The organism is Candidatus Saccharimonadia bacterium (assembly GCA_035544015.1).
Classification (GTDB): Bacteria; Patescibacteriota; Saccharimonadia; order UBA4664; family UBA4664; genus UBA5169.
In genome coordinates, this window is record DATKIP010000076.1 from 262,650 (window position 1) to 285,682 (window position 23,033).

The 23,033-nt window shown below is 58.3% G+C and carries 28 protein-coding genes; 14 read left to right on the forward strand and 14 right to left on the reverse strand.

Annotation, left to right across the window (positions count from 1 at the left end; translation table 11 throughout):
• Position 1: 1 nt before the first annotated feature.
• The 7 genes from VMT30_05140 to VMT30_05170 are packed head-to-tail and all read right to left on the reverse strand — an operon-like array spanning position 2 to position 8,186.
• On the reverse strand, positions 2-1,282 hold the full coding sequence (locus VMT30_05140; protein ID HVQ44321.1) for an oligosaccharide flippase family protein: 1,281 nt from the start codon (positions 1,280-1,282) through the stop codon (positions 2-4).
• Positions 1,279-3,594 carry a DUF2206 domain-containing protein gene (locus VMT30_05145; protein ID HVQ44322.1) on the reverse strand — a complete coding sequence of 772 codons (2,316 nt, stop codon included), beginning with the start codon at positions 3,592-3,594 and terminating at the stop codon, positions 1,279-1,281. Before VMT30_05145 ends, VMT30_05140 begins: the two co-directional genes overlap by 4 nt.
• A complete protein-coding gene (locus VMT30_05150; GenBank protein HVQ44323.1) occupies positions 3,572-4,678 on the reverse strand; it encodes a glycosyltransferase family 4 protein in 1,107 nt (368 codons plus the stop codon). The genes VMT30_05145 and VMT30_05150 overlap by 23 nt, the downstream gene beginning before the upstream one ends.
• The gene (locus tag VMT30_05155; GenBank protein ID HVQ44324.1) at positions 4,675-5,235 is read right to left on the reverse strand and encodes a glycosyltransferase family 4 protein; all 561 of its coding nucleotides are present in this window, start codon (positions 5,233-5,235) and stop codon (positions 4,675-4,677) included. Before VMT30_05155 ends, VMT30_05150 begins: the two co-directional genes overlap by 4 nt.
• Complete coding sequence (locus tag VMT30_05160) at positions 5,232-5,783, reverse strand: glycosyltransferase family 4 protein (GenBank protein ID HVQ44325.1); 552 nt, start codon at positions 5,781-5,783, stop codon at positions 5,232-5,234. Before VMT30_05160 ends, VMT30_05155 begins: the two co-directional genes overlap by 4 nt.
• Positions 5,780-7,636, reverse strand: coding sequence for a glycosyltransferase (locus VMT30_05165; GenBank protein ID HVQ44326.1), 1,857 nt, complete (start codon positions 7,634-7,636; stop codon positions 5,780-5,782). The genes VMT30_05160 and VMT30_05165 overlap by 4 nt, the downstream gene beginning before the upstream one ends.
• Entirely contained in the window at positions 7,623-8,186 is a 564-nt protein-coding gene (locus VMT30_05170) for a hypothetical protein (GenBank protein HVQ44327.1), read from the reverse strand. The genes VMT30_05165 and VMT30_05170 overlap by 14 nt, the downstream gene beginning before the upstream one ends.
• Before the next feature lie 133 nt (positions 8,187-8,319).
• Here VMT30_05170 and VMT30_05175 point away from each other — a divergent pair, with 133 nt between their 5' ends.
• From VMT30_05175 to VMT30_05190, 4 genes are all read left to right on the forward strand, one after another.
• Entirely contained in the window at positions 8,320-9,501 is a 1,182-nt protein-coding gene (locus VMT30_05175) for a cellulase family glycosylhydrolase (protein HVQ44328.1), read from the forward strand.
• Between the two features lie 49 nt (positions 9,502-9,550).
• Positions 9,551-10,585: an ornithine cyclodeaminase gene (locus VMT30_05180; GenBank protein HVQ44329.1), complete on the forward strand. Its 1,035-nt coding sequence runs from the start codon at positions 9,551-9,553 to the stop codon at positions 10,583-10,585.
• A 387-nt stretch (positions 10,586-10,972) separates the two neighbouring features.
• Positions 10,973-11,239 carry a hypothetical protein gene (locus VMT30_05185; GenBank protein ID HVQ44330.1) on the forward strand — a complete coding sequence of 89 codons (267 nt, stop codon included), beginning with the start codon at positions 10,973-10,975 and terminating at the stop codon, positions 11,237-11,239.
• 37 nt (positions 11,240-11,276) lie between these two features.
• Positions 11,277-11,657 (forward strand): VOC family protein, encoded by a 381-nt coding sequence (locus tag VMT30_05190; protein HVQ44331.1) that lies wholly within the window; start codon positions 11,277-11,279, stop codon positions 11,655-11,657.
• A gap of 15 nt (positions 11,658-11,672) precedes the next feature.
• Here the strand turns inward: VMT30_05190 and VMT30_05195 are convergent, their stop codons facing one another.
• Positions 11,673-12,344: a response regulator transcription factor gene (locus VMT30_05195; GenBank protein HVQ44332.1), complete on the reverse strand. Its 672-nt coding sequence runs from the start codon at positions 12,342-12,344 to the stop codon at positions 11,673-11,675.
• A gap of 696 nt (positions 12,345-13,040) precedes the next feature.
• Here VMT30_05195 and VMT30_05200 point away from each other — a divergent pair.
• Positions 13,041-13,271 (forward strand): hypothetical protein, encoded by a 231-nt coding sequence (locus tag VMT30_05200; GenBank protein HVQ44333.1) that lies wholly within the window; start codon positions 13,041-13,043, stop codon positions 13,269-13,271.
• Between the two features lie 10 nt (positions 13,272-13,281).
• Here VMT30_05200 and VMT30_05205 read toward each other — a convergent pair whose 3' ends face one another.
• Together VMT30_05205 and VMT30_05210 are read right to left on the reverse strand one after the other, a co-directional pair.
• Complete coding sequence (locus VMT30_05205; protein ID HVQ44334.1) at positions 13,282-13,803, reverse strand: DUF6609 family protein; 522 nt, start codon at positions 13,801-13,803, stop codon at positions 13,282-13,284.
• Between the two features lie 54 nt (positions 13,804-13,857).
• On the reverse strand, positions 13,858-14,337 hold the full coding sequence (locus VMT30_05210) for a group II truncated hemoglobin (GenBank protein ID HVQ44335.1): 480 nt from the start codon (positions 14,335-14,337) through the stop codon (positions 13,858-13,860).
• Positions 14,338-14,480: 143 nt separating this feature from the next.
• On the opposite strand from VMT30_05210, the gene VMT30_05215 reads away from it, so the two are divergent.
• The 3 genes from VMT30_05215 to gnd all read left to right on the forward strand — a co-directional run bounded on the left by VMT30_05215 (position 14,481) and on the right by gnd (position 17,070).
• Complete coding sequence (locus tag VMT30_05215; GenBank protein ID HVQ44336.1) at positions 14,481-14,912, forward strand: EamA family transporter; 432 nt, start codon at positions 14,481-14,483, stop codon at positions 14,910-14,912.
• Between the two features lie 71 nt (positions 14,913-14,983).
• On the forward strand, positions 14,984-15,547 hold the full coding sequence (locus VMT30_05220; GenBank protein HVQ44337.1) for an NAD(P)H-dependent oxidoreductase: 564 nt from the start codon (positions 14,984-14,986) through the stop codon (positions 15,545-15,547).
• 56 nt (positions 15,548-15,603) lie between these two features.
• Positions 15,604-17,070, forward strand: a complete 1,467-nt coding sequence (gene gnd / locus VMT30_05225; GenBank protein HVQ44338.1) for a decarboxylating NADP(+)-dependent phosphogluconate dehydrogenase — start codon at positions 15,604-15,606, stop codon at positions 17,068-17,070.
• A 13-nt stretch (positions 17,071-17,083) separates the two neighbouring features.
• On the opposite strand, the gene VMT30_05230 is transcribed toward gnd, so the two are convergent.
• From VMT30_05230 to VMT30_05240, 3 genes are all read right to left on the reverse strand, one after another.
• Positions 17,084-17,383: a hypothetical protein gene (locus VMT30_05230; protein HVQ44339.1), complete on the reverse strand. Its 300-nt coding sequence runs from the start codon at positions 17,381-17,383 to the stop codon at positions 17,084-17,086.
• 234 nt (positions 17,384-17,617) lie between these two features.
• Positions 17,618-17,932, reverse strand: coding sequence for a hypothetical protein (locus VMT30_05235; GenBank protein HVQ44340.1), 315 nt, complete (start codon positions 17,930-17,932; stop codon positions 17,618-17,620).
• 6 nt (positions 17,933-17,938) lie between these two features.
• A complete protein-coding gene (locus VMT30_05240) occupies positions 17,939-18,235 on the reverse strand; it encodes an RNA-binding protein (protein HVQ44341.1) in 297 nt (98 codons plus the stop codon).
• Between the two features lie 256 nt (positions 18,236-18,491).
• On the opposite strand from VMT30_05240, the gene VMT30_05245 reads away from it, so the two are divergent.
• The 6 genes from VMT30_05245 (at position 18,492) to VMT30_05270 (ending at position 22,723) form a co-directional block, all read left to right on the forward strand.
• Entirely contained in the window at positions 18,492-18,980 is a 489-nt protein-coding gene (locus VMT30_05245) for a calcium-binding protein (GenBank protein ID HVQ44342.1), read from the forward strand.
• Complete coding sequence (locus VMT30_05250) at positions 18,940-19,890, forward strand: FAD:protein FMN transferase (GenBank protein ID HVQ44343.1); 951 nt, start codon at positions 18,940-18,942, stop codon at positions 19,888-19,890. The genes VMT30_05245 and VMT30_05250 overlap by 41 nt, the downstream gene beginning before the upstream one ends.
• Before the next feature lie 7 nt (positions 19,891-19,897).
• Complete coding sequence (locus VMT30_05255; GenBank protein ID HVQ44344.1) at positions 19,898-20,551, forward strand: HAD family phosphatase; 654 nt, start codon at positions 19,898-19,900, stop codon at positions 20,549-20,551.
• The gene (locus VMT30_05260; GenBank protein ID HVQ44345.1) at positions 20,548-21,123 is read left to right on the forward strand and encodes a hypothetical protein; all 576 of its coding nucleotides are present in this window, start codon (positions 20,548-20,550) and stop codon (positions 21,121-21,123) included. The genes VMT30_05255 and VMT30_05260 overlap by 4 nt, the downstream gene beginning before the upstream one ends.
• Complete coding sequence (locus VMT30_05265; GenBank protein HVQ44346.1) at positions 21,116-21,709, forward strand: YcnI family protein; 594 nt, start codon at positions 21,116-21,118, stop codon at positions 21,707-21,709. The genes VMT30_05260 and VMT30_05265 overlap by 8 nt, the downstream gene beginning before the upstream one ends.
• Before the next feature lie 72 nt (positions 21,710-21,781).
• The gene (locus VMT30_05270; protein HVQ44347.1) at positions 21,782-22,723 is read left to right on the forward strand and encodes an NADP-dependent oxidoreductase; all 942 of its coding nucleotides are present in this window, start codon (positions 21,782-21,784) and stop codon (positions 22,721-22,723) included.
• Here VMT30_05270 and VMT30_05275 read toward each other — a convergent pair.
• Complete coding sequence (locus VMT30_05275; GenBank protein HVQ44348.1) at positions 22,710-23,024, reverse strand: TfoX/Sxy family protein; 315 nt, start codon at positions 23,022-23,024, stop codon at positions 22,710-22,712. The genes VMT30_05270 and VMT30_05275 overlap by 14 nt on opposite strands.
• Positions 23,025-23,033: the final 9 nt, after the last annotated feature.

Genomic DNA, 23,033 nt, shown 5'->3' on the forward strand with positions numbered 1-23,033 from the left:
TCTATACTCCTAAGCGTTTATTATTAATTCCCATCAAGCAGAGTCCACCCACGCCGCACGCCGCCACGTTACCAAGCGCCCAGGCCCAGCCCACCGTCAGGAGTCCCCCGTGGGGCACCCAGAGAAAACTCAAGCCCAAAATCACCCCCGCGTAGGTCACATTCATCGCTACCACCCCGCGCAGGTTCTTAGTGACCTTGAAGATCGCCCCCAGAGCCGAATACACCGCCACCGGCAGCGCACTGAGGGCAAAGATTTGCAACAGTGCACCCGCCTGCGCTGCATACGCCCGGCCGAATACCCCCAGCAGCCACCCGCTCAGCGCCGCCACCACGAGCGCCGCCGGCACCAGCGTCACGCCGATCATGCGCGCGGCTTTGGTCACATGCGCCCGGATGGCCGTCTCGTCGTGCGAACCTTCCGCAAACACCGACTGCATCGACGCATAGGCGATGGTGTAGAGCACCCCCGCGATAGTAAAAGCCATGTAGTAGAAGGCCGCCGGCTCCGGACCCAGCTGATGAATAATAATCAGCGGCAAGACGGTCGGCGGAATCAAATTCAAAACGCTCGAGAAATAAACCGAAACCGAAAATTTCCGTACCACCCGCAGCGCGTCCACATCCAGCCGAGGGGAAAATCGGTAGCCAAACCGGTGGTACATCCAAGCGACGCTCAAAACCAACCCCAGCAGCTGAGCCAGGCCCGCCAGCACAAAAATCCCCATGGCGCCGCCGTTCACCACTACGAGGGGTAGCATCACCTTAAACGCGCTAAACGTCGCATTAATCGCAAAAATATATCGAGCTTCTTTGTAAGCCAAAAACACCGCATTGGTCAGCACATTCAGCGACGTCACGACCGTGAAAAACACAAATCCCACCAGTGCCCAGCCGCTCCCGAGCATCGAAAGCTGGGGCGATATGCGCGGCAACACCAGCGCCAGAGCTAGGGCCAGCCCGGCGCTCGCGAGGGTCACAATGATAAACCCACTGTTGATGTAGTCATTCTTGTGCTCCGATCGCGGCAAAAAGCGCACAAACGTCGTGTCAAAGCCCCCCAGCCCCAAAAGCGAAAGCAATCCCGATACCGAAAGCAGCGTCGTTGCCAGCCCCACGGCAGCCGTATCGTGCGTACGAGCCACCACCACCCAAAACCCCAGCCCCGCCGCCGCTACCACGAAGGTCGAGAGCATGAGATAGAAAGCATTCACCACTAAGCTGCTGGCACGTAGGGCCTGCAGCCGTACCGATATCGGCGTCAGCCAAACCGCCGTCGTCACTGGTACACTCGCGTAGACGAAGTGCTGTAAATTTGGTTTTTAGTCGTATCGTAATAGCCAACCGGGAAAGTCATTACGAGTGGGCTGCTTTCGTAATACGCATAAAACTTCTGTGACACAATCTGGGCGTAATCCAGATAGACGTAGCTCTTAGGCTTAAGCTGGGATGGCAAAATGCCCGTGTGGCCAAAAGGATATTCCGGATCGTGCATAACCGCGCGGTTGAAGTTTGCGGCTCGCACGTCACCCCCCTTCGGGACGTGTGTCTTGAGCCACACAAATGACTCATAATCCGCCGCCGATGAGTAATACAAGCCAAAATACAGACCCCGATTATTCAGGCTCAGTGACGGACTCGTTCCCCCCAGCATCTGGGCAAACATGCCCGTAAAAAGAAAAAACAAGCCCACCACCCCTATCGTGGCAATGCTCGTGCGCATCCAGGCACGAAGCGGTCTGTGTAGCTGAGCCAGCAGGAGCGTGATCGGTAAGACCAGAAAAATAAGCGCCTGCTGAAATGCCCGCAAAACCCCATAATTCACTGATAAAACCGGCAATACCACCATGAGGGCCAGCAGCACAATACCGGCCATACTCAGGCAAATAAAATCAATCGTAAGTGTGTCGGGCCGTTTCCGAAAGAGCGTATCAATGCCCAGCGCATCCGGCCGCTTCCGTAGCAAGACATACACCGCGTAGAGCACACCGGCCAAAGCCAGCAGCTGCAGAAATTTGGCAAAATTCTGGCGCAGCGTAGTAATGATCGACGGATTCAGGCCCATCGATTGAGCTTTTTTGCCTAGCCACGTCAGCGGCAGGTCGTCGCTCGTAAGCAAAGGCATGGGCTCCGCCGGACCCGCCTCATGTGCAGCCGCACCACCCTGGGAAGTCTTGATGTAGGTTTGGTACAAATCCACCACCGACTTGCTGCCCGAAAAAACCAGCGCCACGGAGGTATCCGAAGATTTATTGTCTTCCGTCATCAACTTAGGAATGTTGGCGATCGAACTGCGAATCGTCGTCAGAAGCCCATTCGAGGTAGCGGTAATTTGCGTATACCAGATAAACGTCATCAGCAATATCAGCCCCGCGTATAGCGGCGATACCACGCTGCGGGGAGTGCGGTACTGCGGCGACCGGCGCTTCTGCCACCACCCGACCACGTACTTGCACACCACCGCCCCCGCAAACAACGCCACAAACATGTAGGCCGTCGAGTAGTGCGACAGCACCGCTCCCAGGGCGCACAGCAAAAACAGCCGCCGATATCTTTTCTTCTGAGTTTTATTCGATATCACGAGCAACGCCAGCGCAAAAAAGAGGTAGGCCACGCCCTGGCGAGTCAACATGGCCGAATCATTCACAAACGTGGGGTAGGAAATAAACAGCATGCATCCCGCCAGGGCGCCGAGACGCGACACATATTGCCGCAGCAGCACATACAACACTGCCGGGCAGGCCGCGAAGACAATTTGCAAAATAAGCTTAAATACCAACAGGCCCGATACGCCGAGCAGCTTCGCAAACATCTCCGGCAAGATAGTGATGCTCAAGCAAGCGTTGTAGGGATCGCGGTTGAGGCCAATGTCCCACCGTCCGTTCAGGTGAGCCAGCGTGTATACCCGAAACTCACGCTCAATATCGTGCCCCAAAATATCCCACCCGCGAAGCGAAGTCATGAGCAATATGCTTAGACCCATCACGAAAATAAACCATGCCAGCAGCCCATCGGGCAGACGTCGCCGCAATACAAACGCATAAACGATCAAAATGGCCGCGTAGCCCAACGTGGCCTGCGCTACGAGCGCGTCGCCGCCATTATTGAGCCGAATGGCGCCCAAAGCCGCCAGACCCGGAAGCAGCAGCGTGAGGAACCCAAACATCCATGCCAGGTTCGATACCCCCGCCAGCGACCATCGTCGCAGCTTGGCCGGCTGCGGGTTGGTGAAAACACCCGCCACAATAATCGCGGCCGTTACCAGCGTCCAGATGATAGCAATGCCCGGGAGTTCGAGCGGCCGGCTGATGCCGACCATCATCAGGGCTTGGTTCGTCACCAATCCACTCACCATCAACACGAGCACGCTGAGGCCAAAACTATACAGCACGCCGGCCGAGATCGTTTTGAGCGTAATGCGCAACGCTCGCAGCAATGCCACCCCCGGCAGAAATACCAAACTCACAAACAGCCCGACCCGAAGCGGCCACCATCCCGCGCTATCAACGAGCCAAATCAGCACATCCGTAACCAACAGCCAGCCCAAAAGCTCGGCCGCGGTCTTGTTGGTACTAATCTCCCAGAATTTCTTCATAGAGATCTTCATATTCTTTCAAGGTCCGGTTCCATCGCAGCCCCTCCGCCGACGCGAACCCCCGCGACACCATTTCCGGTAATGAGGAGTAGCGGTCGTAGAATTCATCAATGCCCCGAACCAGACCTGTCGCCGTCGGCTCCACGATAATCCCCACCTTTTGGATGTGATCTGCCACCCCGATCACGTCCGTGCCGATAATCGGTATCCGGGCTGCCATCGCCTCAAACAACACGAGAGGCTGGGCCTCGTAGAGCGAAGGCATGATGAGCGCATCGCACGCTTCATAAAATCGCATCACTTCCTGTCGTTTGAGCCGGCCGTGCACGGTCACATTCCCTAGGCCGTAATCCGCAATGAAGCCGTCTATCACGGCCCGCTCTTCACCGTCGCCCACGATATCTAAATGCACGCTCCGTTTGGTCTTACGCAGAGCCTCCAGCAGCACCGGAACATTTTTTTGTTTACTAAGCCGTCCCACAAACAGGAGGTGCAGGATGTTGGGTGGCTGGGGAGCAAATGGCAAACGCTCCAAAGTAAAGTAAACCTCATCTATCCCATTGTGCATCACGCGGGCACGCTTGCAGCCATACGTCCTACGAACCATGCGCAGGGTTTGCTCATTGAGGGTGACCACCATGGCCGCCGACCTCAGTACGCGTCCCAGTACCAGGCGTTTATAGAGCGGCAGCAAGAGGCCCGCCGGCCCCGAGGGTTCAAAATCAATATGCAACTGAGCGATGTACCGAAAGCGACGCAGCTTCGAAACCAGCCATACCATTTCTGGCGTAAAAGCCTGGCCGATATGCAGGTGCACGACGCTACCCGCTCGAGCCGCACGAAAAAGCCCAATGGGAAACCAAGGCATGATCGGCGCATGCCCAAACACGACGCCGCCAAACCGCGTTACCCGCACGCCGTCTTCCAGGCTCGTGCCTGCCGCGCCTCCGCCCGCGGTTGAAGTCAGCACATCCACCTGGTGGTCGCGGGCGAGCTGCGTGGCCAAATCATGCACCGCATTTTCTTGCCCACCCAGATGGGGAGGGTAGTACGAGCTTACCTGAACAATATGCTCCGCCCTCATACGACACTCCCGTAGATCGCTTCGGCCGATTGCGCGATCAAAGGCCAGGCGTATTTTTTCGACTCCTCGTAGCCCTTGGCCGCTACTCGCGAGCTCGATTCATGGTCGGTCATGCACCGTCTCATAGCCTGCATGAGCGAGCGCTCATCGCCCGGCGACACGATATAGGCTGCCTCGAAATCTGGCGATACCTCGTGCAAAATACCCACCGGCGTTATGATCACCGGCACCGTTGCCGCCCAAGCCTCCAGGAGGGTCAGCGGCGTCGTCTCGTAGAGCGACGGAAATACGGCCGCATCGGTCCGCGAAAGCATCGTCCTCACCTCGCTCGGGTCCTTACGCCCCACCAAGAGCACCACGTCCTCGACGCGCAGTTCGCGCGCCAGATCAAGCAGGGCGTCATATTGCGAGCCGTCGCCGATAATTACCACCCGGAACACTCCCGGCAGCTCCCCGATGAGGAGCGCTGCGGCTCGAATCAGATACTCGCACCCCTTTTGGCGCTCAAGGCGGCCGATCGACAAAAAGGTATAAACCTCCGATTTCACTGACATCATCTTCCCCGCCAGAATGCGAGATCCACACCGTTAGGCAGCAGTACGGTTTGGACAAGTCCTGCAGCCTGCAGCTTCGCCACGTCATAACTATTAGGCGCCGTGGCCGAGCGCAGATGAGCCGCGCGCGCGAGCCATAGTTCAGATTTTCGACGGAGCGCCGACTGGGTCGCATCGTAGAACGTTACGATATGAAAGGTATGAACCATGGGAATCCCGTACAACCGGGCCGCAAACGAAACAAAAAAAGCCATATCTATCGAGTGCGTGTGGATCACATCCGGCCGCTCTCTCCGCAAAATACCAAACATCCCCAGAGATAAAATCACCAGAGACACCAGCCGTTTCGGGGTGATCGAATCAAGGCTGGCCGGAGTATCCTTCATCCCAATCTTGTAGATATGCCGACCCTTAAGTATTTCGTTGCAATTTGATGTCACCACCGCTACGTCGTGGCCGGCCGCTTGCTGCTGACGTCGCAAATTGGATACCACTACCGCGTCGCCGCCCAGCGCATCGGGATACTTCTTGCAGACATGCAGAATATTCATAGCATGTATGCCTCCACTTGTTTTTTGGCCAGCTGGTTCCAATCGTATTCAGCTACCGGCATCGAGATAATCGGCTTACTGGCGAAGGAGATCCAGTACAAAATCGCCTCGCTCAGTGCCCGAGGAGAGAGCACAACCTTGCTCCCATTCAGGCCCTCCTGTATGAAATGGCGCGCCGCATTGCCGGGGCTATCGATCGTAACGACCGGCGTGCCACACCCTAAGGCCTCGAGCGAGGTAATTCCAAAACCCTCGCGGGTCGACGGCGAACAAAAAACCCGAGCAGCTTTCATGTAGCCGTACACTTCCGACGCCTCGGGTAGAGAATCCAAGAACGTAATGTTCTTTTCCAGCTTCCGTTTCGTAACCTCCTGCTTCAAGCGAGGCTTCTCCAGCCCGTCGCCAATTATCAGGCAAGACACTTCAGGATGGTGTTGCCGAATAATATCCACCGCCGCAATCAGTTCATCGACGTTTTTGTCTTTCACGAGCCTCCCCACATACAGCGCGTCCACACGAATGGGGCTCGTTCGCACAGCCCTCAGGAGCGAAGCATCAATGCCGGAGGCCACCAGGTTGACGCGCCGACTGCGCCCGTGAATAGTCTCAAGGAGCTCCTTGGTGTGGGCCGATGCGGCGGTGATGTGGTGAGGCAGGCGAATGCTGAGCCGTTCAACCCCCGCGGCCACAAATCCACCCATCCCCATGTAGTTGACCCACTCCTGGTAGGTGAGTGCCTCATGCCAGGTAGCCGACAGATTGCGACCGCGCAAGGTGCACACAATCCAGGCCGTGAAAATCGGGAAAAACGGCATATGGTCCACATCGAGCACATCAAACTGAACCCGAAAGAGCTTAAAGCACGCCAAGCCAAACCCTATACCCTCCCGGATCGTCCGGCGGTCCCCATGGTACATCTCGTAATATTTACTCAACGCGTGCAAGTGCACCCCGAATTCCATCCGAGTCTTAGCGGGTTCATTCCACCAGTGCATGGTATAGATGTGAACGTCATACCCCATGAGCGCCAATCGCTTGGTGATTTCATGCAGGCGCTTTTCTTTTCCGCCCTTCATATAGGGATAAATCGCATCGCTTACAAATACGATCTTCCGCCCTTCGGGTACCGCCGGGGGGCGCCAGGCCAAGTTCCGCATGAACATGAGCAGAATACGCGAGCCATCTCTTAGCGGATGCAAATGAGACGCCCCTGCGCGCGGGTGGTAGCTTATCGGAACCGATGCCATCCGATGCCGGAGCCGAGCCATTTTGGTGATCATCTCCATCTCGATAGCAAAATCGGTACTTTTAACATGCGGCTCCAGGGCATCGAGTGCCACCTTCTTCCAGGCAAAATATCCCGTGAGCACATCGGTTACGTTCGCGCCGTACAACACGCGCACAGCGGTCGTGAAGACCCGATTGCCGAACCGGTTAAATCTGCTCATCGCCGTGCTCTGAATCCGACCGCCGAGTCTCGAACCCACTACCACATCGCAGAAGTCACTCCGCAATGGCTCTATCACGCGCAGAATTTCCCCAGGGCTATACGTGTCGTCGCCATCGAGCATCACAACATACTCGGAGTCGGGGGAAACCGTTCGAAATCCGGCTCGCAGGGCATTGCCCTTGCCCTTTTTCGATTCGTGAATCACCGTGGCGCCAGCTTCTCGCGCAATTTCGGCCGTATTATCAGAAGAGCCATTATCAACGACGAGTATCTCGAGCTGTACGCCATGCCGGGCTAGCTCGTCGAGGGGGAATTTGGCTATCACATGGCCGATACTGGCCGCCTCGTTATGGCACGGAATCACCACCGCCACTTTGGTAGACTTCGTATCACTTGGTCGCATGGTGCACCTTGTCGCTCAAAACGGCACGAGTAGCTTCGACCCAATAATGAATCGATTGCGTTTGCGGGGTGGGACGGCTGTCCCCAAAGGCAATACCCTCATAGCTCAAAGAAACCTTGATGAGCGTTCGCTTTCGAGGCGAAGGCACCGCGATAACTTGCTCAGTCACCTTCGATTGCCCGTGCGCCAGCATAATCGACCCACTCCCCAGCGTCTTCCCGGTCTGCTCGTCTGCCGCCAGAGATGTAAGTTCGTAGCGATACGCTGTCGATCGGTGCTCGAGATTATGCACCGTAAACGCCACGGTTTGCGTCGAACCGGGCTTCGGCGCAGTCGATAGGCGAAGGTAATCAGCAAAATATAATTCCGTGAATCTTTGAGGGCGAGGCACCAGGTGCCAAGCGTCTGCCTGCTCCGCCAGCGCCGATCGGCTCAAAAAAACCACGCAGCCCAAACCAAGCAGAACGCCGACGATCAGAAAACCAAAAAATCTTTTAACCAGCTTGGTAATAGTGAGGCCTCCTCCATTATCGTGTATCCGTAGCTGCACGTAACAATGTAGAAGAAGGATGTGATGTGAGTATTAACTTGGAGGTCTGGGTAGGCCGCCCCCCGATCCGGTTTCATAATATCGTCAACAAAAGTTGCTATAATCCCGACAGTTCAGAAAGGACAGTCATGTTATGCGAGCACACGTTCGGTTATTGAAAACCGGTATGTATTGGGGGCTGATGCTCAGTCTCGTGATCTTTGAGCTCGCCACAGTGCCGCCGGTGCAGGCCGCCACGAGAGACGAAGTCGGTATCGCCACCGGTGCCACGCTTCTGCGAATGAACGACAAGGACCTCGATAGCCGGCTAGCCGACATTGAAAGGCTGGGAGCCACCTGGATCCGAGTCGACTTCAGCTGGCCGGCCATTCAACCCGAAGGGCCGACCATCTACCACTGGAAAATGTATGATCGCGTGGTGCGCGTGGCCGGTGTGCACCACCTCAAAATCCTGGCCGTCCTAGACTACACGGCGCCCTGGGCCGCGGAGCCCCGCTGCGCCACTTTGGTCATCACCAAAGCCGCGGCCCAAAAATGCAACCCCCAAAGCAACGCTGCCTTCGCCCGATTTGCTCGGACGGCCGCCATTCGATATAAGCACCAGAGCATACGCGCCTGGGAGATCTGGAACGAGCCAAATCTAAGCTCCTATTGGAAAACCGCCCGCCGCAACAAAACCGTATATTACGACCCACGAGCCTACGCCGCCCTGGCCAATGCCGCCGCGCGCGAAATTCGTCACAACAGCCCGGGCACCCTTGTCGTCACCGGCGGCCTCGCCCCGATGTTTGAGCCAAAATTTCCCAAAGGCATGCGCCAAAGCGATTTTCTGGCCCAAATGCTCCCGTATCTGAATCCCAAATTATTTGATGCCGTAGGTGTCCACCCCTATAGCTGGCCGGTGCCACCCGCCCGGGCCGTCAGCTACAATGCGTTTTACACGGTTGATCAAGGTCGACCCAAAGACAACCTCCGCACCATCATGGCCAGAGCCGGCTGGGGTAACAAGCAAATTTGGGGCACGGAGTATGGCGCGCCCACAACGGGCGCGCGTGCGGTAGCCCAGCCGACGAAGCGAAACCGACCCGATCACGTCACTGAAGCGAGCCAAGCCCAAATAGTCAAACAAGGCCTGGATATCTGGTATGACAAGGCCAATGTGGGACCACTCTTCGTGCATTCCGATTCAGATCAATGGCTACCCACTAGCCACAAGAACGAAGACGGCTTTGGCCTCCGGCGCAGTGACGGCTCAAAAAAGCCCGCCTATGATGCCTTCCGCACTGTTGCCCAGCAGGTGCAGGGGCGCTACTAGTGTCGGCAGCCGCTCCCGAGGACATCATAAATGATTTACAATACAGACAATGAAAATCCTCACCGTCGAAACCCTCGCCACGCTCATCGGCCGCCACGGCCTCGATGCCTACCTTACCGACCTCATGCGGGCCCTGGAGCGCGATTTTGGGCGCTGGGCACAATTCACCCAAATGCCGCGCCCCGCCATGCATGTGCCTGGCGGTGTGCTCGAGCTCATGCCGGTCTGCGACGGCACCTACTACACCTATAAATACGTCAACTGCCATCCCAAAAATCCCGAGCTCGGGCTTCAGACCGTGGTCGCCACAGGCCAGCTCTCGCGCATCGATACCGGCTACCCGCTCCTGTACAGCGAAATGACGCTCCTCACCGCCCTGCGCACCGCCGCCACCTCGGCGCTCGTCACCAACCTGATGGCGCGCCCAGACGCGTCCATCCTAGCCATTATCGGCACCGGCGCGCAAAGTGAATTTCAGGTGCAGGCCGCGCAGCTGGTGCGCAATCTTACCAGCGTGCGCTATTTCGACATCGATCCCGCGGCTATGGATAAGTTCGAGCGCAACCTGGCCGGGTCGCCGCTGCGGCTGGTGCGTTGCCACAGCGCCGAGGAGGCCACCGCTGGCGCCGACATCGTGACCGTCTGCACCGCCTGCAAGGCGCACGTCGACGTCATCAAAAACGATTGGATCAAGCCCGGCGTGCACATCAATGGCCTGGGCGGCGACTGCCCCGGCAAGACCGAGCTGGAGGCGACCCTACTGCCCCGATGTCGCATCGTAGTAGAGTATTTCGACCAATCGTTTATAGAGGGAGAGATACAGCGATTTAGCCTCCCTGAAGCCAAAAAAGCCGTACTGGGCGAACTCCACGAGCTCATTACCGGCGCCAAATCCGGCCGCCAACACGATGACGACATCACCTTGTTTGATTCGGTCGGCATCGGCCTGGAAGATTACTCCGCGCTGCGGCTCACCTACGAACTAACCGAGCGCTATGGACTCGGCGAGGAGCACAATTTCACACCCTCGCTAGCCGATCCCAAGGATCTCATGGCCGTTGTGCGCGCCGCCCCAGACGCCTAGTAGCAGGTGGCACTAATAAATCTCTGAACCACGGTTCAATGACCTCAAGCGTCGCCGGCTGATTGGCGGGAATGACACGCCAAGCTATAGGGGTGAACGGGGATGACCACACTTGGGCAGGGCGCACGCGCAGTCGGGTTGATCAGACCCGGCAGACGGCGCCCTGCCCAAGGCGGGAGAGTTCGCGGGCGGTTCAGGCTGCAGTCCCTCGCCTTTCGCGAGCATTCGAAGCAAACGCAGACCATGGTAATAAAACTTCTGCCTTTGGCAAGGGGCTTACGCGCTCTCACGGCCAAGTCGGCCCAAAATGCTCAAATCCGCTCATAATGCTCGTGCTTATTGATCAAAGCGCTTGTAAACGCTATATTAAGCCAAGAAGGCGACATTATGGCGAAAAAATTAAAGCCCAAACCCAAACCGAAGCTGCATATTCGAGACTGGCTTATCATTGCGCTGTTTGTTGCGGTCGGGGCCACGAACATTGTGTGGTACCGCACCACCCAGGGGCTCAACATGAACGCCGAAAATGCTGCTAAAGGCTGGGCCTCCACCCAAACTCAAAACGCGAAGCTCCAAATCTGTGTCGATCAGCCCTCCAAGCCGTGTTCACTCTCGAGCGCCCCGCAATCCGGATCATCCGCCACAGCCCACTAAAAAAGCGTAAGATGAGCATACATAACGAGGGCAGAGCATGTTTAAAGACACCCACGCATTTAGCGGTTTTTCCGTGGACGATCAAGCGGCGGCCAAAAAGTTTTATAGCGAAACCCTAGGCATCGAAGTGCAAGAAGATCCCATGGGCCTATCGCTCAAGATAGCCGGCTCAAATCCAATTTTTGTGTACCCCAAAGACGACCACGTACCCGCCAGCTTCACCATTCTCAATTTCCCCGTCGACGACATCGACACGGCCGTGAAGGCGCTCAAGGCCAAAGGCGTTACGTTTGAACACTACGACGACCTGACCGACGACGGCGACATCGCCCGAGGCCTCACCACTGGCCGCGGCCCCGACATTGCCTGGTTCAAGGACCCGGCCGGCAATGTGCTCGCGGTACTACAGCAAGACTAGCGGTCGCGCCTTTCCCTACGTGTCATCGACCATATAACCGATCCCATAGGCTGTCTTGATCAGCGGCATCCCAAACGGCCGATCCACCTTATCGCGCAGGTGCTTGATGTGTACGTCCACGGTATTATTCCAGCCCTCGGTGCCGGCCTCCCAGACGTGGTCGAGAATCATCGACCTCGTGAGGGCGTGTCCCTGATTGCTGATCAAATATTCCAAAATATCAAATTCTTTGCGTCGCAATGAAATGATCGTGCCCGAACGCGTCACCTGGCGCCGGGTCACATTCATGGTTAGGTCGCTGACTTTGATGATTTTTTCCTCATGCATCTCGCTGCTACGCCGCAGCAACGCCGCAATCCGAGCCCTGAGCTCATCACCGTTAAACGGCTTCGTAAGGAAGTCGTCAGCTCCGCAATTGAGCAATCGCACCGAGGTGGCTGAGTCCTTGCGGACCGTCAATATCAAGATCGGCGCCCCAACATTGGCACTACGGAGTGCGCGGCACACCTCAAACCCATCCATATCCGGCAGCCCCAAATCGAGCAAAATCAGTCCATACCGAATCAAACGCGCGCGCTCGATGCCCTCGTACCCCGTGTCGGCCGAATCGACCACGTAGGTTGGAGCTAGTCTCGATTTCACACTGTCGAAGATAAGCTGATTATCGTCTATCAAGAGAATTTTCATGACCGCCTAGAAATTAAACAAAGTTAACTAGGTATTGATAGAAATTGCATCATGAACATTACAAGGGAAAGATTAAATACGAAGTAATCACTCGACCTCAAAACCCCCCAGAAGGGCCAACCAGGAATTCCTCACAATCGACTTCTTTACTTCAAAGAGGCATTTAAAATGCTTGGTAGCTATGGTTGCAGAACGATCTGCGGCCTCGGTCGAATGGCGGTCGCCGCTACCCAAAACTTGCGAGGTCGGCCATCTCGCTCTTTCTGGCTATAGAAAGGTGAACGTTGAGGCCGACTCCACCTTTGATAACCGCCGTAGCGGTGGGCCAGTCTCTCGCTCGACGCCCCGCGTGGCGACCCTACGCCCCTAGCCGGACAGCTAAAAAAAGGATAAGAGCGGCGTTTTTAGCATTATGACCAAAAATCTTCACCGACCCCAGCCGCTCCACTGTTCTGTGGCCGCTCCAACCCCAGTTTTGATCCATGGGAACTCCTCGCAACGCGACATTTGAGCAGGATCTCATCTGATCGGAGCGTCGATGTCGAATATCTGGCAATTGGCAATAGTCAAACTCCCAGAATAAGCCAATTGAGCCGACCACTTTAGGGCTCTGCTCGTCTCGGTAAAAATGAAAAAACGGAAAAATGAAAAAAGAATTAACCCCGCAATGAATATTCATTTGGTATACTAAGCTTCGTGAAAAAAATATTACGTGCCTTCAGTTTTACCGTGTTTGTGTTTGGATTCGCCGGCTGGGTCTACATTGCTCAAAATGCCAGCCATCATCCCGAAACCCTACCGCTGCCCCTCACGCACTTCGCTTCGTTCCCGCGCGAAGACACGTTTGGCGCCGTCTGTTTTGCGGTCTCGTTTGTGGCACTCTTCATCTACATGTATCTGCGCGACGACCAGCGCAGTTCGCGATAGCCAGCCGTCGCTAAACGAGGGTGGCGGCTAGCATAGCGCAGCCCACCGCCAGCTTCAAGAAGCCGTCGACGATCCAAAAAGCGTGAAAATCAACCCGTTTAAGCCTCAGCCCAATCAGCGCATTGGCGATACAGATCAATCCTAGTGCGCCCGCAAACGGCCCGTGCGAAAAGGTAAAAACCAGAAAATGCGCTCCCACCACCACGAGCATCCATAGCCAAAACTCCCGGGAGTCGTGATCCTTGATCGTAAACACCACGTAATTTACCAGGCAAAACTCCACCGCAAACCCTATGCCCATGATGATCCAATGCAGTGGTGACGGTGAGCCCAAGCCGGCAAATATCACCTTGGTGATCGAGAGCCCGGCCATCGCCAGCACCGCCGCCACGGCCCCGCCGATGAGCCAGCCGAGCATCCAGCGCCGCCGGCCAAAGCCGCCGATAATAATCCCCAAGCCTACCAAAATAAACAATATCGCCCCGCCCCGCATCAGCGGATAGGTCCGTGCCAAGTCGTGTAAAAATTCCATAGTCAAAATCTTCTCATGCCGCGCGCCGAAGCACAAATCCGCCCAACACTAGCCCTACTCGGGTGGTATATATGGCGTTCGTTCCCCCCAGCCCCAGCTCGGCACCGGCGACTCGTCCGGCACCGGAGCCCCGTTCGCAAACACCTGGTTCATACGAGTGCCCCACTCAAAATAAGCCACGAAGGCCGAACGAAACTCCGCATCGTTGGGCAACTTCTCGATGTCCGCGGCGCGCTGCATGAGCTGAATCCACCGCACTCGTGCCGCTTCTGGAATCGTGAGTTCCAGGTGCCGCCGAATCATGTGCGGATGGCCCTTCAAGGCCCCGTAGACCTCAGAATATACCTTAGGACCGCCAAAAACCTCGATAAGCCACAATGCCACATAATGCTTATGCTTCGCCGACATATGCTCAAAAAACGGCCGCAATAGTTCGTCTTGGAGCGTCAAATCGTAAAACGTCGTCACGAGCCGCTCAAAGGCTTCGGACCCCCCAGCCCATTCGTACAGTGTTGGAATGTGTCGGTCTGCCATGGTGTCACCATTTGGTTACCCGCCGATTATAGGTAGCCGCCGATGGGCTGACAAGGTGCGCGCCCCAAAAGACTATCCAGCGGCCGCCGATTTCGACAATTGCCGCCGATGAGTCCATCCACTATGATGACGTCGGAGGAGCCATGCTCGACTGGAAAATACTCGCTGTCACGACGCCGCTCTTATTCGTCAGCTATCAGGCTTTGTCAAAATTGCTGCCCAAGGACATCTCAGCCTTTTTGATCAACGCCTATGCCTCCCTCGTAGGCCTCGTCGTCATGCTGCTGCTCTTTTTTCTGACGTCGCCGAACAAATCTCTGCAACTTCCGCCCAAATATCTCTCGATCGCCGTCGGCATCGGGCTGTTCATTAGCTTTGGAAACTTCGGCATCATCAAGGCCTACAGTCTCGGCGCACCCCAGTCTGCCTTCACGCCGTTGTTCTATATCGCCCTCATCATTTATGGAACGCTTTTTGGCTGGCTCATTTGGCACGAGAAGCTCACCTTGCTGCAGATCGCCGGTATACTGCTCGCCTGCATTGGTATTTACATGGCCGCCCATTTTAAGAAGTAAAATTGAGTTACTTTACAAAGTAAAGTAATCCTCGTACATTTGAAATACTAAAAACGAGAGCGGAGGGCATGATGCTCAAGATTCAGATTATCCTCGGGAGCACACGCCCCGGCCGGACCGGTGAGGCGGTGGCCCGATGGGCCTACGAAATGGGTCAAAAACGGACCGATTTTGAAGTCGAACTGGTCGACGTCCAGGACTATGATCTACCCTTACTCGACGAACCGGTGCCGCCCTCGGTCGCCGATCAGTACACCAAAGAGCACACCAAACGCTGGTCTCAAAAAATCGCCGAAGCCGACGGCTACGTCATCGTCACCGGCGAGTACAATCACGGCATTCCTGGCGCGCTCAAAAACGCTATTGATTTCCTCTCGCGCGAGTGGCGTGACAAATCGGTTGGGTTCGTGAGCTATGGCTCATCATCGGGCGGCGCCCGGGCCGTGGAGCATCTGCGCGGCGTCGTCAGCGAGCTTCAGTTGGCCGATGTCCGCGAGCAACTGATGCTCTTTTTGCGATCTGATTTTGAAAATATGAAAGACTTTCAACCCACCTCGCATCACGAGGCCCAACTCAACAAAATCTTCGACCAAGTCGTTCGCTGGGCCGGCGCCCTGAAGACCCTGCGCAACTAAAAAACTCTCCTCGGGCCGATGCGGTACAATAAGCACAAACGAGGACGCCACGCTGTATGCCGAACAATACCGAACCCAAGGCCGATATCGCCGTCATGGGCCTAGCCGTCATGGGCCAAAACCTTATTCTCAACATGAACGACCACGGCTTTACCGTCGTGGCGTTCAACCGCACGCTGAGCAAAATCGACGATTTTTTGGCCGGTCCCGCTAAAGGCACGCGGGTAGTGGGCGCGCACTCGGTGGCCGAAATGGTCTCACTCCTCAAGCGGCCACGTCGCGTGATGCTCATGGTGAAGGCCGGCGCGCCCGTGGACGAGGCCATCGAGCAATTGCTACCACACCTCGAAGCTGGCGACATCATCATCGATGGCGGCAACTCGCTCTTTACCGACACCGCCCGCCGCGTGGAGTACGCTCAGTCCAAGGGGCTGCTGTATGTGGGGGCCGGGGTTTCGGGCGGCGAGGAGGGCGCGCGGCGCGGGCCGTCCATTATGCCCGGCGGCACCCCGGCCGCGTGGCCCGAGGTTAAGGAGATCTTTCAGGCTATCGCGGCCAAGGTCGAAGACGGCACCCCTTGCTGCGACTGGGTGGGGGAGGGCGGCGCCGGCCACTACGTGAAGATGGTGCACAACGGCATCGAGTACGGCGACATGCAGCTCATCGCCGAAGCCTATCAGCTGTTGCGCGACCGGCTCGGCCTGAGCGCCGATGCCATGGCCAAAATCTTTGCCGCGTGGAACAAAACCGAGCTCGATAGCTACCTCATCCAGATCACCGCCGAAATCCTCGCTTTCAAAGACTCCGACGGCTCGCCGCTGGTCGACCACATCCTCGACGCCGCCGGCCAAAAGGGCACCGGCAAGTGGACGGTGATTGATTCGGCGCAGCTAGGTACTCCGGTGACACTCATCGCCGAGGCCGTGTTCGCGCGCTGCCTCTCGGCTCTCAAGGACGAGCGCGTCGCGGCGGCCGGCCGGCTCAAAGGCCCCGCCGTGCCCCCGCCGGCCGACCAGGCGGCCTACCTCGAGCAGGCTCGCCAGGCGCTCTACGCCGCCAAAATCGTCAGTTACACCCAGGGCTACATGCTGATGCGCGCGGCCGCCGCTGAGTACGGCTGGAATCTAAACTACGGTGGCATCGCCCTCATGTGGCGCGGCGGCTGCATCATCCGCAGCCGTTTCCTGGGCGACATCAAGGCCGCCTACGACGCCGACCCCCAGCTCACCAACCTGCTGCTAACGCCGTTCTTTGCCGCCGCCATCGAGGCGGCCGGGCCGGCGTGGCGCGCCACGGTCGCCGACGCCGTGACCGCCGGCGTGCCCGTACCCGCCATGAGCACCGCGCTCGCTTTTTACGACGGCTACCGCACAGCTAATCTGCCCGCCAACCTGATCCAAGCTCAGCGCGACTACTTTGGCGCACACACCTTTGAGCGCACCGACCGGCCACGGGGCGAGTTCTCGCACGCCGACTGGACCGGTCACGGCGGCGATACGAGCTCAAGCGCCTACCAGGTGTAGCCGCTCTCGGGCCTCACACCTTATCGTCAATTTCGTCAGCGTAATCTTCGGCTGCGTGCCGCCATTCGCCAAACACCGGCAGTCGCACGGTCGGGACTTCGCCGGCCACGTCTACCAAGCTAATGTCGCGCGCACCATTGCCCTCGAGTATGCGCCGCACTATCGCAACGACCTCGTCGCGCACCCGCAGCCCCACGGCAATACCATCCACGCGCCGCGTTTGTTCCGGACTGTAGCCATAATCACGCAACTGGGCCAGTGCTCGGTCCGCCTGTCCCACATCGCCAAATATTCCCAACATCATTGCTGCCATCCAACCCTCCTGACCCATTACGAAGTAGCGCCATCGTAATCGTCCCGCCGCCCGGTTGTTATGTGCATTCCCCCAGCATAAGCGTTTTCAACCCACAAAACCCCCGCCTTCAAGCAGCGCGCCGCAGGCAATGGTCTGTCCGCAGCCTCAGCGCCGGACAAGAAAGAGGATAGAATTTAAACGAAGGAAAGCGTTCGCTGAGCCAGGACAGACCATTGCCGGAGGAGCCAAAGATTAGGCGTCAAAATCCTCAACGTCAGTAACTTCTTCCTTAGCCACCAAAATCGTTACACCCGCGGCCCCATTGGGCGCGCGGGTGTAGACGATGTAGAGGGACGATTCATAAATCGCCACAATCTCGTACCGGTGATTTTGATTTTCGAGCTGCCCCACCGTAGCGGTGCAAACTTTTTTGTCGTGCACATACCGCAGGCTCGCAATGCGACGGTCGGTGATGGGCCAGCGCAACTGCTCCTTGAGCAAGTCGCGGGTCTGCCCATACACCGTCTCGGCCTCATGAGGCCTGGCCTGCGGTACGAAAAATTTCACGACTGCTTAGTAGCGGCTGCCGCGCGAAGAGCTGGGGTTGCTGCTGCGCTCGGTCATTGGCTTGGCGACGTTCACGACGATCGCGCGGCCACCAAGTTCTTTACCGGCCAGCTGAGCGATCGCGTTCTGAGCCTCTTCGTCGGTGCTCATTTCTACGAAGCCGAAGCCCTTTGAGCGGTTCATGTCGCGGTCAATGATGACCTTGGCCGACACTACCGTACCGGCAGTGGCAAAAAGCTCAGCGAGCTCTTCGTCAGTTACGCTGTATCCAAGCGATCCTACAAACAATTTATTAGCAGACATATCATCTCCTTGATGAGCCCCATAATAGTGATGGTTCTGGAATGAGATGATGCAGACCGCGTGGGGAACACAGCGAAACAAAATCGACAAGCGAGGTGCTTGTTTCTAGATCAATGCAATTATACTACATTCCCGGCCATATGTGAACCTGCCGACCGAAGAGAAGCGAACACCGTCCAGGTTGCTCTCAGGAAAGCCTCACATAATCAGTTTATATTATATAGTGAATAAGCATGTGACCCTGAGGGATGTAGCCGTGGATACCCCGAAACCGAGGAACAACCAGAAGCTAGCCGCCGTCTTTGGCCTGGTGGTAATAGTAGCTGCGATAGGAGCGGGGGTGGCCTTTTTGGCACCAAAATCAGACGGCCAAGTCATCGGCGGCGCCACCTCGCCCACGCCCACCGCTACGGCTGACGCCACCCCGACCGCAGCCACCACCAGCGCCGCCTACAAAGACGGCACCTACACAGCCAACGGCAGCTACGACTCGCCCGGCGGCCTCGAAACCGTTCACCTTAGCGTCACCCTCGTCAGCGGCTTGGTGAGCGATTCGAACGCCACCACCACCGGCAACAATCCCACCGGCCGGCTGTATCAGGGCAAATTCCTCGGCGGCTACAAGGGCCTCGTGGTGGGTCGCAATGTCGACTCCATCAAACTCTCGCGTGTCTCGGGTTCGTCACTAACGTCCGGTGGCTTTAATGATGCCCTCGCCAAGATCAAGACCCAAGCCAAGGCCTAACGTCGCGGGCCCAGCCACCCGCCAATGGCAATTTGACGCCATCGGCACGCGCTGGTCCGTTGAGGCCCTGCAGGTGGTGCCGCCGGCCGTTTGGGCTCGGGCCCGTCGCGCCGTCGCTGGGCGCATTGAGCAGTTCGATCGCGATTACTCGCGGTTTCGGGCCGATTCGCTCGTATCGGCAATGGCCCGCACCGCCGGCCGCTACCAGCTGCCGCCCGACGCGCAGCCGCTATTTGATCTGTACCGCGAGCTCTACGACCTCACCGCCGGCGCCGTCACGCCGCTCGTGGGCGGGCTGCTGGCCGCCGCCGGGTACGACGCCGCCTACAGCCTGCGCCCCGGCACCCTCACACCCCCGCCGGCCTGGCCCGGCACGTTGCGCTACGAATTTCCGCACCTCACCCTGGCCCGCCCCGTCTCCCTCGACCTGGGCGCCGCCGGCAAAGGCTACCTGGTAGATCTGGTGGCCGGCGTGCTGCGGACCCACGGCATCACGGCCTATTGCGTCGACGCCGGCGGCGACATGGCCCACCAGGGCGCGCTCGAGGCGGATCCCCTGGCCGTCGGGCTCGAGCACCCCGCCGACGCCGGTCAAGTCATCGGCGTGGCGCAGCTGCGCAACCAAAGCCTCTGCGGCTCGGCTGGCAACCGGCGAGCGTGGGCGGGCCTCAATCACATCATCGATCCGCATACACGGACATCACCCACCCACCTTCGCGCGGTCTGGGCGGTAGCCGACACCACCCTGCTCGCTGATGCCCTCACCACGGCGCTTTATTTTGTGCCCCCGCCGATACTGGCGGCTCATTATGTCTTTGAATACGCTCTCGTCTACGAAGATTTCTCGCTCGAGCACTCCGCCGATTTCCCCGCCGCCTTTTTTACCACCCCTGCAATCAGTGCTCTATAATGAACCAATGCATATTCGCGCCGCCATCATAGACTTCGACAAAACGCTTACCACTGCCGATATGTCCGATCTGTTGGCCGAAACCGTCGGCAAAAAGGCCGAAAGCCAACAGCTCAACCAACTGTTCCAAAACGGAAAACTTCGGGGTCTCAACGGGCTGGTTCAGCGCGTCAATTTTCTGACCGGGTTGTCGATAGACCAGCTCGAAGCCTTTGCCGAGCAGCATGATTGTTTGCGCCCCGGCGCCGTGGCGCTGTTTGAATATTTTCGTCGTCATCATATCGTCACCATCATTGCTTCGGGCAGCACCGTGCCGTTCCTCGAAATCTACCAACGCCGACTCGGCGCCGATTACGTGGTGGGCAGCCGCCCGGCCATGAACGGCGCCATCATGGGATCGGTCACCGAAGCCGATTACTCCGGTCCCGACTTCAAGGTTCGAGACTGCCGAGTGATCCTGGAGCGCCTGCATATCCCGGCCGAGAATGTGGTCGCCATCGGCGACTCCATGGCCGATCAGGGAATTTTCGAATTCGCGGCCTGCAGCATCGCCATCGATCCCCACCCCGGCATCGTGGCCTACGCCGATCATGTCATCGCCCACGATCTGACCCGCGCCCTACCGATTCTCGACCGCCTCAGCGGACGGGCCGCCGCATGATCAGTCTGCGGACTGCCGCCGTTTGGGCCACCGGAGCTGCCATGACGCTGGCCTCGGCCTGGCCGCTGGCAGCGAGCGCTCATGTCGTGAAGTCCGACGGCCAAATCACCGCGCTGCTCCACGTTAATCCCTACGATGAGCCGTTTACCGGCCGGCCGGCCAACCTCGTGTTTTCGGTGACCGACGCTAGCAGTCGGTTTGCCGCCGCCGATTGCGACTGCCACCTCACCGTCGAGCGCGACGGCCACCGCCTCACCGATCAAACCCTCGCCGCCAAAACTTCCGAATACGGCCCGCGAGCATTCGTAGTGCCGTACACGTTCGGCGCCTCCGCCGTCTATACCATCCGCCTCGCCGGCCGGCCACGGGCGGCCCCGTTTCAGGCCTTTGCGCTTAGCTACATTGTCCGCGTCGGCCCCCCGCCAACCTCGGGCGCCGCTGGCCTCAATCCCTACGTCGCCGGCTTCGTCGTGCTCATGGTGATCGCGGCGGCCGGTCTGGCCGTTGCGGGGGTGCAGCTGAGTCGCCAGCCGCGATCCGCTAAACAACCAAAGGAGATACACCGTGCGTAAACCGTTACTGCCCATCATTATCACCATTTTTGCCAGTCTCGTACCCCTGAGCGCATCGGCCCACGTGGTCGTTGGGCCTGCCCAAGTCGGCGTGGGCGCGCTCCAAGCCTTTAGCGTGGGCGTGCCCAACGAGCGCGACTCGGCCACCGTCGCGTTGCGCCTGGTAATACCCGGCGGCCTCGCCTCTGTCAGGCCCAACGTCAAGCCCGGCTGGACCATCGCCATGGCCAAAACCGGTTCCGGCGACGATGCCCGCGTCACTGAGATCACCTGGACCGGCGGCCAGATCCCGCCCGACCAGCGCGACGAGTTTGCTTTGAGCGCTCAAGCTCCAGCCCAGCCCACGTCGCTCACCTGGAAGGCCTACCAAACCTACGCCGACGGCACCGTCGTATCATGGGACCAGGCCCCCGATGGCAAAGGCGATGAGCATATCAAGCCATACTCGGTCACCAAGGTGATCGACGACCTCGCTACCGGTCCCACCACCCCCGCCACGTCCGCCGCCATGGCGCAAACCGCCCTCGTGATCGCCAGCCTAGCGCTGCTCGTAGCCGCCGCCGGATTTGTACGCCGCCGCCGTTAGGCCTCTGTAATTCTCCTCAAAAATCACTATACTAATTAAAGTAATATCCCGAATAACCAGCGAGGAGGCACCATGAAAGCAGCTCAGGCCGTTAAATATGGCGGTCAGGAAGCCGTAAAAACCGACCCAAACGCCCCGCGGCCAACCATTACGGCCGATCAAGTGTTGGTGGAGGTGTACGCCGCCGGCGTCAACCCATTTGACTTCAAAGTTCGCGAAGGCCAGGTACGCCAGATGGCCGAGCTCACCTTCCCCGCTACCCTGGGCGGTGATCTGGCCGGCGTGGTGGCTGAAGTAGGGGAGAACGTTCAGGGCCTCACACCCGGCACCGCTGTCTACGGACAGGCCGGCGCCCTCAGCGGCCACGGCTCGTTTGCCGAATACGCACCCGTAGCGTCAGGCTCGCTCGCCCCCAAACCCGCCAATCTCGACTTCATCCAGGCCGCCGCCCTCCCGCTCGCGGCCGTCAGCGCGTATCAAGCGCTCGTTGAGGTAGCCGGGCTCGCCGGGGGCCAAACCGTTCTGATCCACGGCGGCGCCGGCGGTATCGGCAGCCTGGCCATCCAGATCGCCGCCCACCTCGGTGCCCGTGTCACCGCCACCGCCGCCGGTGCGCACAAGGATTACGTGCTGAGCCTCGGCGCCAACACCGCGCTCGACTACCAAGCCGAGCCCCTTACCGCCCAGTCCGGCCGCTACGACGTCGTGTTCGACACCGTCGGCGACGACGTTTACGAGCAATCCTTTGCCGTCATCAAACCCGGCGGCATCGTCGTCACCATGAGTGCCCGCCCCAACGAGGCGCTGGCCGCCGAGCACCACGCCCGCACCGCCGGCATGCACACCCAAGTGACCGCCGAGCGCCTAGCCGCCGTCACCAAGCTGGTAGAGGCCGGCGTCCTCGCTCCCCATGTCGACAAGGTCTTTCCGCTCGACGAGGCCGCCGCCGCCCTCGACTACCTCCAGCACGGCCGACCCAAGGGCAAGGTCGTGATCGCGGTCAAGCCTTCTTAGCCGGCAGACTATCCGCCGTTTCGCGAATCAACCTCGCCATCCACGCCGCATCGTCCCAGTAATCTTCGGGCACCCGAATCGAAGGCTTAGCCCCGGGATAGGCCGGGTAGTCATACGACTCGTCCAGATACGGACGGCTCGCGGAAGTGATCTTTACGTACAGCTGATCGTCGCAAATGAGCGCCACCACCTTGTCGTCGCAGTACAGCGCATATTCCCCAAACATGGCTCGTGTGCGAATGTTGCCCGCGCCCGCGGTTTGTTCCGCCAAAAATTCTACCGTGCGTTTATCGGTCGCCATCGCGTTACG